Source organism: Nostoc sp. (genome assembly GCF_036917655.1).
In the GTDB taxonomy this organism is placed as follows: domain Bacteria; phylum Cyanobacteriota; class Cyanobacteriia; order Cyanobacteriales; family Nostocaceae; genus Nostoc.
On record NZ_JBALCY010000029.1, the window covers coordinates 17,230 to 30,091 of the forward strand.

7 protein-coding genes and 1 pseudogene are annotated in these 12,862 nt (G+C 41.9%); 5 read left to right on the forward strand and 3 right to left on the reverse strand.

Annotated elements, in window-relative coordinates; translation table 11 throughout:
* Positions 1–33 precede the first annotated feature (33 nt).
* A complete protein-coding gene (locus V7K30_RS12315; protein ID WP_334999456.1) occupies positions 34–1,332 on the reverse strand; it encodes a cation:proton antiporter in 1,299 nt (432 codons plus the stop codon).
* Positions 1,333–1,867: 535 nt separating this feature from the next.
* Between V7K30_RS12315 and V7K30_RS12320 the strand changes: the two genes are divergently transcribed.
* Both V7K30_RS12320 and V7K30_RS12325 read left to right on the forward strand, forming a co-directional pair.
* Entirely contained in the window at positions 1,868–2,137 is a 270-nt protein-coding gene (locus V7K30_RS12320) for a hypothetical protein (RefSeq protein WP_292720957.1), read from the forward strand.
* A gap of 621 nt (positions 2,138–2,758) precedes the next feature.
* On the forward strand, positions 2,759–3,130 hold the full coding sequence (locus V7K30_RS12325; protein WP_334999458.1) for a hypothetical protein: 372 nt from the start codon (positions 2,759–2,761) through the stop codon (positions 3,128–3,130).
* A gap of 100 nt (positions 3,131–3,230) precedes the next feature.
* Here the strand turns inward: V7K30_RS12325 and V7K30_RS12330 are convergent, their stop codons facing one another.
* Both V7K30_RS12330 and V7K30_RS12335 read right to left on the reverse strand, forming a co-directional pair.
* Positions 3,231–4,376: a glycosyltransferase family 4 protein gene (locus V7K30_RS12330; RefSeq protein ID WP_334999460.1), complete on the reverse strand. Its 1,146-nt coding sequence runs from the start codon at positions 4,374–4,376 to the stop codon at positions 3,231–3,233.
* A 187-nt stretch (positions 4,377–4,563) separates the two neighbouring features.
* Positions 4,564–5,736, reverse strand: coding sequence for a glycosyltransferase family 4 protein (locus tag V7K30_RS12335; protein WP_334999462.1), 1,173 nt, complete (start codon positions 5,734–5,736; stop codon positions 4,564–4,566).
* 400 nt (positions 5,737–6,136) lie between these two features.
* On the opposite strand from V7K30_RS12335, the pseudogene V7K30_RS12340 reads away from it, so the two are divergent.
* The 3 genes and pseudogenes from V7K30_RS12340 to V7K30_RS12350 all read left to right on the forward strand — a co-directional run bounded on the left by V7K30_RS12340 (position 6,137) and on the right by V7K30_RS12350 (position 12,607).
* Positions 6,137–7,197 (forward strand): annotated as a pseudogene (locus V7K30_RS12340) (IS630 family transposase).
* A gap of 258 nt (positions 7,198–7,455) precedes the next feature.
* Positions 7,456–9,672, forward strand: coding sequence for a hypothetical protein (locus V7K30_RS12345; RefSeq protein WP_334999464.1), 2,217 nt, complete (start codon positions 7,456–7,458; stop codon positions 9,670–9,672).
* An 889-nt stretch (positions 9,673–10,561) separates the two neighbouring features.
* Complete coding sequence (locus V7K30_RS12350) at positions 10,562–12,607, forward strand: pentapeptide repeat-containing protein (RefSeq protein WP_334999466.1); 2,046 nt, start codon at positions 10,562–10,564, stop codon at positions 12,605–12,607.
* The last annotated feature ends 255 nt before the right edge of the window (positions 12,608–12,862 follow it).

The following is a 12,862-nucleotide window of genomic DNA, read 5'->3' on the forward strand; positions in this document are numbered from 1 at the left end:
CTAAAGCGATAACACACCCTAGAAAAATTGCTTTTACTCAAATTCATCTATTGTGGCGCGAGGGGTAGTCTTTCTTTGATTAGCAAGATTGTGTTCATACCACTTCATTAATGGAGTTGAACTAATGCCATGTATAATCACAGAAGCCACAATAGTAGTGTAAGTTATCCAAGCAATTTGTTCGGCTATTTCACCTTTTAAGCCATGACCAAATGCATAGGCAAGATAATATAAAGAACCAACACCGCGAATACCAAACCATCCAAATAACAACCGAGTTCCTGGGTGCAAGGTTCGGCGGTATGATTCTAGAGGACGTTTACCTATTGTGCTAATCCAAACTCCTACAGGTCTGATTATTAAGAATAACAAAATTATCACTATCAAAGATTGCCCAGCATAATTGAGCATTGGCTTTAATAACAAGATTGAACCTAATAGTAAAATTGTCCCAACTTCCAGCAGCTTTTCAATTTGCTCAACAAATTCCAATTGTGCTAGCGATTTTTCAGGATTTCTGTAACTGCGTTGGACAACTAACCCAGCAACAAATACTGCCAGAAATCCATAGCCATTCACCATTTCTGTTAAGGAATAAGTTAGTAGAATTGTGCTGATAGCAATAAAATCTTCCATTAACTTATCAGCAGGACGGCGTTTTTGAATTTTTTGTTCAATCCAAACTATAGATTTGGCAACAACAATTCCCATAACAATGCCAACTGCGATCGCCCAAATTAAATCAACTGCAATCCACTGTTTAAACCAGTTGCCCCAGTTGTCATCTTCTAATGCATGAATGCCAAAATAAACGAAGGGAAAAGCTAAAGCATCATTTAACCCACCTTCAGAAGTTAAACCAAATCGCAACTCATCTTGGTCGTTTGTATCGGTCAGTTGTACTTCTGATGCTAATACTGGATCGGTAGGTGCGAGAATTGCTCCTAATAAAATTGCTTCTCCCCAATTCATCCCTAAAAACAATTTACCCACAGCAGCCAGAGCAAAAATTGAAATTGGCATCAGAAATACAATCAATCGCACCGTAATATCCCAAACCCCCAACCTTAGAGGCCGAACAATTCTTAAGCCGCAGCTAAATACAGAAATAATTACTACAAGTTCTGTTATTTTCTCCAGCAGATCGGCGTTGAAAACTTCATCTCGACGTAATTGAATCAGCCCTAAGCCGTAAGGGCCTAGAAAAATACCAACTAGTAGGTAAATAATGGCAAAAGAAAGAGGTAAACGAGCAATCCAACCTGACCCCAACGTTACCATCAGCAAAAGTAAACCAATCACAAATAGGTCAATAATATAGACATCTACCATATAGCTATTTATATAAAAATTAGGCGTTGCTTTGTAAGCTTAGTTGCAATAGCTTTTTATTATAAATAACCTATGGGCAGATTTTTTTGAATTAAAGATTAGGGATTCAGACGCGCCACTAAATTGGAGAAGAAGGGAATAGATAACAGGACTTACGCACTGAAAACCTGAAACCTAGATCCCCCCTAACCCCCCTTAAAAAGGGGCGAACCCTGAAAGCCCCTTTAAAAAAGGGGTTGGGGGATCTCTTGTGCGTAAGTCCTATATAAATTTGGCGTTGGCTTTGCCCGCCGTAGGCATTGCACTTTGATTATTCGCGTCTGGATTAAAACACACCCTCTAAATGAGGTATAGCAGGGGAATATCACTCATGCACACCTGTGCGCCCCTACGAACAGTCTATCTTCCCTACTTTCTCAGATATTCTCCACTTTAGTACAAATATACTATAATATAGATAGCGTCCACAAAGCCTAGCCAAATGCATAACGGTTTTGTGAAAACCTTCTGGAAGATGGATTCAAGGGTTAGTTCGATGATGAAGCATTACATTCTCAACCTCAATCCGACTGCCAAGCATGAATGGGATCGGTGTATTTTACGTGACCCACTGACTGCCAAACGCCCAGACATTGCTAAACTAATTGCTGAAGCAGTTGGTGCTGATACAGGCAGTTATTTGGTGAGCGTGAATATCGAAGTTCAAGTTTTGCAGCAAGCGGCAGTACCTCAAGCCGAACAACTCTCGCTTTCATTTCCAGAGGTGAGTGTGCCCTCACAACCACAACTGCGGGAAGTAGCTTGAGCTAGAGTGTAGAGTTTAGCAGAGAATAATTAGCCTGCTTATGCAGGCTAACTTCGTGTAGCCGCAGACTTCAGTCTGATATCATGTCCGCTTGATTGCTTATTAAACCCGAAGAACCCCAAAGAGCCAAAGCTATGCTTTGTCTCCCCTAAGAGCTTGCGGGGAGGGGATTAAGGGGTGCAATGACTGTGGGAATCGTAACTGATTATGCGGACATGATATGACGGCTAACGGAATCATGGGTATATGGGCAGACTTAATCCCAGCAAAATTAATGGCGTTGTTCAAAGCTAATTTTAAAAATTCAAAAAGTTGTCTAATACAAAGTATATGTAAATATGAGGTTCTAATTGGAATTTGTTAAGAGTTTATTTGAACTTCATTTTCGGTGGAATACACTAAAGTTAGTGTAAAAGAGTGGTGAATAACGATCGCGATCCCCGCACCTCAGATATCGCTTTTTTTCACCTAATTTAGTACATTTTTACTATAATAGATATATAGAGTCCACCCAGCTTAGTTAAGTGTAAAACTGCTCTGTGACAGCCTTTTGGGAAATGGATTCCAGGGTTAGTCTTATACTTAAACACTACATTCTTTACCTTAGAGGAAAATTATTAAATGATGCAACTGAGTCATTATCCAGCTGCGATCGCACAAGCTGCCCAACGCGCTAATGAAATAGACTCTCAGTTGATGGCAGTGCAGCACCAAGTTAACCGATTTGAAGGCAATGCCGATCGCGTCGCCGCCTTTGAGATGGATTTGAAAAATGATGCTCAACGCAAGGCTCGTCGTTTTGAGGTGCTGCTTGTGAATCAGGAATATCAAAAGTCAATAGACACCCAAATTCGATTAACTCTCGATAAAGCAAATGCGAGCGCTCATTTGGAATATCTGCGTAACCAGTTTAGTGTAGCTAAGTTGGAAGCAAGATTAGCGATCGCTCAACAACTCTCTGATTTAGAATCTCGTGAATTAGTTGGTTTGTAATCGCACCCATAAACCCCAGACTTAAGTCTGCTGCTTTGTCTCCCCTCCTCGCTTGCGGGGAGGGGATTAAGGGGTGGGGTTCTTCAGGTTTAATAAGCAATCAAGCGGACATGATATGGGATAGCAGTTGGGCAATTTGCTGATTAATAATTGCTACATCAAAACGCCTACTAGCGCTAGTCCTGGCATTATTGGCTATAGTTGCAGTTATTTCCGTCTCCTGAAGACAGGTGATAATTACTTGTGCAAGTTCCTGGGGTTCTCCTGGTGTCACCAGAAAACCATTAAGTCCGTGTTCTACTAATTCCATTACACCCCCAGCTTTTGCTGCAACTACAGGTTTTCCAGATAGCATTGCCTCTACAATCACTCTACCAAAGGGTTCTGGGGAAGTAGAGGTATGTGCCACCAAGTCACAAGCTGCCATTAATTGGGGAATATCAGAACGAAATCCTAAAAATTTAACGCGGTTTTTTAATCCCAGTTGGGCAACTTGTTGGTGTAACTTTTGGACGTAATCTTGTTCGCCAAACAGTGCATCACCCACTAAAATTGCTGTCACTTCTTGCGGACATTTAGCAAGGGCATCAATTAAAATATGCTGTCCTTTCCAAGGTGCAAGACGGCTAAAGTGTCCGATGACAAATTTTCTCTCTAATCCTAAATGATGCTGTAATTTATTAATGTCAGACTCATCAGTTTGATAAGTTTTTGGATCAAAGCCGTTATAGACAACTTCAATAATGCTTGGGCGTCCTCCAGCTTGCACAAAAGCTGTTTTACTAGCTTGGGAATTAGCAATTACTAATGATGCAAAACGATTAGCTAAGTTAACAGCAATGCAAAGATTAGTTTGACTAAAATGTTCTTTGGAAAGAATATCATGTAAATGATAAACCAGAGGGCGACGACTGAAAAAACTTGCTAATGCTCCGACAACTAATGCTTTTTGGGTGTTGGCATAGATTAAATCGTATTCACGCGCTTTTTTAACTACCTTAGTAATCAAAGGTGCAAGTTGTCCTAGACTCTTTAATCCTTGTACCAAACTGCTTTCTTTGCGAACTTGGATTGCTTGAGTTGTGAGAACTTCGACCGGGATATTATTTTGCTGTAGTAAATATTTAAATGACCCATCTGCAAATAAACCTACCAAAGCGCGATCGCCATATGGTTTAGCAATATCTATTAAACATAATTCGGCACCACCTGGTTTACCGCTTTGGTCTAGAAAAAGAATTTTCATTGAACCTCTATTTTATCTAATTTGACCCACATAGCGCCCCTAACATTAGACCTCTTGCAAAAGTCCCTAACACCCCACCCCCAACCCCTCCCCGCTTGCGGGGAGGGGAGCGTTTGCGTCAGCAAATGCGGGGTGGGGTTCTTAATTTTTGATTTCTACAAGAAGTCTATTTATTAGATTCACTTGTTTAAGCTAATAAAACATTCCGTACTTTTTGGGCAATTTGATTCCAGTCATAGTGTGTGGTGGCGTACTGGCGACAGGCTTCGCGTGATGGTATGGGGATATTTCCCAAAAGCACTTGCTCTAATTTTTCAGCAATAGCTGAGGCTTCGGTGGAAGTAGTAATTAAATCGGGTGAAAATTCTGATAAAATTTCTGGCATTCCCCCAACTGGGGTACACAAAACTGGAGTACCACAGGCTAGAGACTCGATAATTACTAATCCAAATCCTTCAAAAGATTGACTAGGCATAACAGTCAATTCAGCAGCTTGGTAAGCTATAGGTAATTGCTCATCAGGGAGAAAACCTAAAAATTTAACGTTGTCGTCTAGTCCTAATTCTGTAGCCTGTTGTTGTAGTGCAGCTTGGATGTGACCACGACCTGCGATCGCTAGCCAAACATCTGGTATTCTGGGCTTAATTATAGCTAGTGCCTGCAATAATTTGTCAACTCCCGTTCGATGTACTAAGCGGCGGGATGTAAATATTATCCGGCGATTATTTGGCCAGCCTAGCTTTGTACAAGCCTCCTGGGGTGATAAATTTGGTTGAAACCAGTTAATATCAACTCCACCAGGAATAATATTAATTTTACTCCACGGTACTTGATATTTATCATGTAGAATTTTACCAAATGCTTTGCTCAAAACAATGAAGCGATCGCAGCGATTATAAGTGTTTTGTTCTATTAGCCAGTGTTTGATTAAAAGACTGAGATTTTTATTAACAACTTCCTGCTGACTCTCCGAAGCCCAAGGGCCATGAAAGTTAAAAGTAACTGGTACTCGCTTTGGTAAAATATCTAAAATCGGAAAGCTATATAATGCAAAGTGCAGATTAATAGCATCTGGTTTGCTTGTTCTTGTTTTTTGGAAATTAGTACGAATCGACCATAATCTTTGCCAAATAGCACTATCAACAGAAGCCAAATTAGTCAGCTTAACCGGCGAATTTAGTTCAGCCTCTGGTAGACCAACTCCACATAATTCAACTTGGTCTTTATTTGCTGCTAATTTATGAGTTAATTCATAAATATACCTTTCTAATCCTCCGGGACTTTTGGGAAACCAGCCTAAACCAAGGGTGAGAATAGATGCAGATGATGAACCAAAGCTTCTTTCTTTATTACCTTCCATCAATGTGTCTCCTATAAATATATTAAAACAGTAGAGGCAATTCATGAATTGCCCCTACTGCGTGTTGTATCCCAGCCTGAATTACTAGAATTTACAAATACACATTACGAATAAGAGTTTTTTTGTAGAACACCAATTTATAAACTATTTATATGTCCACGTCAACAAGCAATTAAAATCTGTGTTTTTATTAACCAGATAACACCGACTATGACAAATATGATACTTACCAATCAAGAAAGGTGAATGCTAGATGGGGAAAGGGATAAGCCATTATATATCAAGAATTTTCAAATTGATTTTGTATTAATTACTACTATTTTTCTTTGAAACAAAGTAACCATTAATATCATGTCCGTCTAATCACTTATGATAAAAGCAGAGAGCGAAAATATGATTTATGCCAAGGCGGATAAGTATAGCGGAGCATTCAAATATTTCTGAATTAGAACACCTTTATCGTCAAGCTAAAGATGGAATAGAAAGCCGTCAGTATCAAATTATATGGTTACTGGCACAAGGGAAAAAAACAGAGGAAGTTGAGGAAATCACAGGCTACAGCAGAACATGGATATACGCATTAGTTAAAAGGTATAACGAATTGGGTATTTCTGGCATTGGCGATCGCCGATGCCAAAATCAAGGTTCAAAGCCATTAATTGAGGATATTGAACAAGCGCACTTATGGCAGGTTTTACAAGCAAGTGCCCCAGACGGAGGACTATGGAATGGTCGCAAAGTCGCAGATTGGCTGACATCTGTAACTGGAAAACGCATCACCCGCCAGAGAGGATGGGAAATATTGCGCCAGATGACTTTTAGGCTTCGAGTACCTCGCCCATGTCACACTGAAAGTGATTTTTTTGAGCAAGAAGCCTGGAAAAAAAACTAGCTACAGACGTTGAGGAACTCCAAGCTAGGCATCCAGAGGCTGAAATCGAACTTTGGTGTGAAGATGAACACCGCTTGGGACTCAAGCCAATTCTGCGACGAGTGTATGTACCTGAGGGAGAAACACCAATCGCCAATGTCAACTGGAGATTTAAATGGTTATGGTTATATGCATTTGTACATCCCAAAACAGGCGAAACATATTGGTGGATTCTCCCATACGTCAATACCGAACTTTTTAGTCAGGTTTTAGCAGATTTTGCTCGTGAATTTGAATTAGGTGCTAAAAAACATATTCTTCTAGCTGTTGACCAAGCCGGGTGGCATATTAGTCATGATTTAAAAATTCCTGAAGGGTTACATTTAACATTTTTACCATCTCATTCACCCGAATTACAGCCCGCAGAAAGATTGTGGACAATAGTAGATGAACCAATCGCCAATCAATCGTTTGCAACTCTTGATGATTTGGAGGAAGTTTTATTTGAGCGATGCCAATCTCTGCTCCAACAGCAAGATTTGATTCAAGGATTAACTGGTTTTCATTGGTGGATTCAAATTGGAGTTTAATCGTAACTAATTACCCGGACATGATATAATACCTTAACTAATCTTTTTTCAAATATTAGCTTAATTTTTAAATAACCATGTTATTTTGATAAAGTTTATGTAAACAGCAATTTCCTCATCTAGATTGTTTGTTATTGATATCTCATCAGATGTCGTGTCCCTACATAACTTGTATCTTATCCATTTGAAAATAGTTAGATTTTGTGCGGATTTTAGAAATAGTGGTTGTATATAAATAATTAAAAGCTTAAAATTTATATGAGAAATAAATTACTGACGCAGTTAGGAAAACTCCGTCACCAGCTCAATCAGCACATCAAAAAATTATCTAAGATTAGATATTTACAAAGAAGTAAAACTTTCAACTTTTTACTCAGTTTGACTGTTGGAGTAATTGTTATCACCATTGGAATTACAACAGACTGGGCGACAACTGGAACACCCACACTTACCTACAAAACATCGTGGATAGGTAATACTTTTGGCAGTGGAAATCTGCGGGTACAAAACAATATTGAGGCAATGTATGTTGCCCCTGATGGCACAGTTTATACCAACAGTCATTGGGATGAGGCGGGAATGGAGGCAGCCATATATAAGGATGGTAAAGTTATTGGTGCTATTGGGGATACTCACGGCTGGAGTCGTGGTGGTGGCAAAGCTGTAACAGCAAATAGTAAATATATTTACATTGCCATGACTCAGGGTTCGAGGGGCAAAACAAATGAAGATTACCCACCAGAAGGAACAACTTGGCATTGCGTTAGACGCTATGACTTGTCGGGAAAACCTGCGCCGTTTCCTGAAGGGCGGGGCTGGGATAAAAGTATGTTGATTACCAGCACTAAAAGTGAAATCACTGGATTAGCAACTGTGGAAAGCGAGTTGTATGTGAGTGATTTTGCTGCTAACCGCATTCGTGTCTATGATCCTGATACGATGAAGGAACTCCGCAGCTTTACCGTTGCTAATCCGGGAGCGATCGCAGTTGATCCACAAAAAAATCTGTGGATTATTCAAAGCAAAAATGGTAGTAATCCTGCCAAGATTCTCCATTATTCCCAAAGTGGAAAGCAATTGCCCCAACAGATTGCAGATATCGTCGAACCAACAGCGATCGCAGTTGATCATCAAGGTAAGCTGTTAGTGGCAGAAAATGGCCCGCGTCAGCAAATGTTGATTTATGACATCAAAGATCAGCCCGTGCAGGTGGGTAGTTTCGGCTGTAAAGGCGGTATCTATGCAGGAGTTGCTGGTGAAGTTCGAGATTTGAAACTTTATGGACTTACCGGAGTCGGTACAGATGCTTCAGGTAATATCTATATAAATAGTGATGGTTTCAACAAATCAGGAACAGATTTGCGGAAATTTTCGCCATCGGGAAAACTAATGTGGCGATCGCTGGGATTGATATTCGTCGATAATGCAGATGCTGATCCTAAAACTGATGGTGGAGATTTATTCACCAAACAAGAACACTATCTCATGGACTACAGTAAGCCTGCTGGTAAGCAATGGACTTACAAAGCCTACACTTTAAATGGTTTCAAATATCCTCAAGATCCCCGTCTGCATACATCACCAGATGGAACCTTTGTTCGTCGTATCCAAGGAAAGCCGTTTTTGTACCTCACGGATATGTATAACAGCTTTCTGCAAATATATCGTTTTAATCCAGCCACAGATGGCAAAATTGCCATCCCAGCCGGAATGTTTGTCGGTACCAATAGCGCCGATAAACCATTTCTCACCGGGAATTGGCCACCGCATCAACCAGAAAAAGGCGAATGGATCTGGCGCGATCGCAACGGTAATGGCAAATTTGAAAAGAACGAATATGATACCAGCAAAGATTATCCCTATATCGGCGGATGGTGGGTAGACAGCAAAGGAGATGTTTGGAAAGCTTTGCGAACCCAAGATGGCATTCGCCACTATCCTTTACAGGGAATAGATGCTAAAGGCAACCCCATCTACAACTATAGTTTGATGCAGAAGCAAACTACTCCCAACATATTTAACGACTTGCGGCGCCTGGAATATTTCCCCGAAACAGATACTATGTATTTGTCAGGCTTCACAGTAGATCACCCTGCATTCGGTGACGATGCTGGAGTTGTTGGTTCTGAGATTGCCCGTTTTGACAATTGGAGTCAAGGAAATCGGACTCCCCGTTGGCGGATTGTGATTCCTTACGACACCACAGGCAAACGTGAAGTCTCTACAGCTGCGATGAGTGTGGCGGGAGATCATGTATTTGCCGTGACAGTTAAAACCGCAGAGGTATATGTCTACAATGCCAAGACGGGAGCGCAAGTACAACAGTTAAAACCAGGCCCAGAAGTTGGCAGCGAAAGTGGCTGGATTGATATACCCTATGGTATCCGCGCTTTTCGGCGTTCCAATGGTGAGTATTTGGTATTTGTGGAAGAAAACTGGAAAGGAAAAGTGATTATGTATCGGCTGGCGGGGTGAGTATTTATATTATGTCCGCTTGATTAGTTATTAAACCCCAAGAACTGATTAACTGAGGTTTTAGCGTCAGTTTTACCCCACCCTAACCCTCCCCTTGTCAAGGGGAGGGAACTAGAAATCTTATTTTCCCCGCCGAAGATTGGGGAGGGAACTAGAAATCTTGTTTCCCTCGCGAAGATTAGCTACGGTGTACACACAAGTTATCGAATCACTACCAGTCCTCGAATTACCCCACCCTAACCCTCCCCTTGTAAAGGGGAGGGAATGAGAATCTCTTGTTTCCCCCCTTTCCAAGGGGGGATTAAGGGGGGTAATTCGACTTGTGTGTACACTGTAAGACTGTGGGGAAAGGTTCTTTTATTATGGGTAATTTGGCGGACATGATATTGCAGTAATAAGGAGGCAATTAGAGCAAGCCTTTTTACGTGCCTCAAATGTTGGGAGATGGGGAAGGTTAGAAAGAAAATTTGTGCCGTCTGCAATGGGACAGGCACAATACGCATAATCTAAATTATCTAGAGTGAAGCCATAACGCACCCTACTTAAGATTTACTCTGTTAACGAGTCTTTGATACTCGTGAACGAGTCTTTTAACTCCGTCAACGAGTCTTTGATACTCGTGAATGAGTCTTTGAACTCCGTCAACGAGTCTTTGATACTCGTGAATGAGTCTTTGAACTCCGTCAACGAGTCTTTGATACTCGTGAACGAGTCTTTGAACTCCGTCAACGAGTCTTTGATACTTGTGAATGAGTCTTTGAACTCCGTTAACGAGTCTTTGATACTCGTGAATGAGTCTTTGAACTCCATTAATGAAAAATATCTAACTTTTCCTGAATTTACAGGGGTGAGCGTGTAGTAAAATTTGCTCACCTCTGTAAAGTGCAACATGGCTTTAGACTTCTCCGGTCAAAATCTCCGAGGACGCAACTTCAAAGGTAGACAAGACCTTGCGGGTGCAAACTTTAGCTATGCCGACATCCGAGGGGCAAACTTCACTAATGCTAATTTAACAGGTGCAAACTTCAGCCATGCCAAAGCTGGACTGCAACGCCGTTGGGCAATTTTCCTAGTCTTTGTCTCGTGGCTGTGGTCGGTATTTTCAGGATTTTTATGGGCTTTAAACGGTTATTTTGTGTCACTAATATTTGATACTTCCAGCTTAGAGAAGCAGATTGCTGGCTGTACTGTCCTAATCGTATTAATTGTCTTTTTCTTGGTCACAATTCGCCAAGGAGTAGCAGCTGGTTTACAAGCCATCGCCGGAACCTTCGCCTACGCCATCGCCGCAGCCTTCGGAGTCGCCGCAGCCTTCGGAGTCGCCGCATTCGGAGTCGCCGGAGCCGTCGCCATCGCCTTTGCTGGAGCCGGAGCCGGAGCCGGAGCCGGAACCTACGCCCTCGCCCTCGCCTACGCCATCGCCGGAGCCAGAGCCGGAGCCGTCGCCTTCGCCGTTGCCGTCACCGTCGCCGTCGCCTTCGCCTTCGCCTTCGCCGGAGCCTTTGGCTTCGCCGGAGCCTTTGCCGGAGCTGGAACGTTACTTAGCATCTACATTAGTTGGCGAGACATGAAAGGAGACGAAAAGCACTCCTTGATTCGTAATATCGCTGTTACCTTTGCTGCAACAGGAGGTACAAGTTTTCGTTACGCTGACTTAACAGGTGCTGATTTCACCCAAGCTACGCTCAAAAGTACAGATTTCCGAAACACTATCCTTATCTGTAGCTGTTGGCATCAAGCTAAAATGCTTGACCGTGTTCGTCCTGGTTTGACTTATCTGCAAAACTCACAAGTACGTCAACTGCTAACTACAGGACAGGGACAGGACAAAAACTTTGACCATCAAAACCTACGAGGTATCAACTTAAAAGAAGCTAACCTAGCAGATGCCAGCTTTATTGGCGCTGATCTCAGTGAAGCTAATTTGCAGGATGCTGATTTGTCAAGAGCAAAGCTGAAGCAAACGCAATTAGACGGCACAGATTTAACAGGTGCAACACTCACTGGCACCTACATTGAAGATTGGGGCATTACAAATACAACTAAGTTGCATGGGGTGAGGTGTGAATATGTCTTCATGCGCTTACCCACCAAAGAAGACCCTGACCCCCTCCGCAAACCTGATAATAATCAAGAGGTATTTGCAGACGGAGACTTTGCCGACTTTATCCAGCCAATTTTTGATACCCTCGACCTTTACCATAATCAAGGCGTTGACCCCCGCGCTGTTGCCATTGCTTTCAAAAACCTTGCCGAAAAACATCCCGAAGCCGAGTTAGAAATCGTCGCAATGGAGAAACACGGCAATGATAAATTTTTACTCAGAGCCAAAACCGCACCCGGTAGCGATAAATCTCAATTGAGTGCAGAATATTTTGATGATTATAATCAACTCAAAGCTTTATCGCAGAGTCAGCAATTATTGCTGGTAGAAAAAGACAAGCGCATTCGTAATTTAGAAATTATGGTAAATACTGCACTTGGGCAGCCTAAATCTTATACACAAGGAAATACCATCATGTCTGATATCAGCGGCATCAGCATTCAAGGCAGCAGTAATGTCAGCGGTATCGCTGGCAATAGTTCTGTTGCTAATCTGGGAACCATCAGCGGTAATGTGAGTATTGCCCTCACTCAGTTACCTGATTCACCGGATGCCGAGAAACCGGGAATTAAAGAACTGTTGACACAGTTGCACTCTTGCATTTCAGAGTCGGCAGATTTGCCAGAAACAGACAAAGCTGATGCATTAATACAGATACAAGCTTTAGCAGAAGCAGGTAAAAGTCCTCAAGAATCGACCAAGCAAAAAACGGCAAAAAATGCAATCACCATGTTGAAAGGGATATTTTCTGGCTTACCTGCTGTTGCCTCGGTGGTAGAAGCGGGTAATAAATTATTGCCTGCGATCGCAAAACTATTCGGTTTGGGATAATTTACAGCTATTTTCAGGTAAATAGACCACGCGGTAGGGGCGCAAGGCCTTGCGCCCCTACGACAGATGTGGTTCAAATAGATGAAAACTGCTGTAACGTGAGTTCAACAAACCTCTCCCTGTCTTGAACTTTAGTTCAAGTCTGTCCCTCTCCGACTCGGAGAGGGACGGTTTTGCGTAGTAAAACCAGGGAGAGGTTTTTTGATTGAGCTACTTTCTTCATTCTCAGGTAGTTTTGGAATGTAGAGTTTAGTT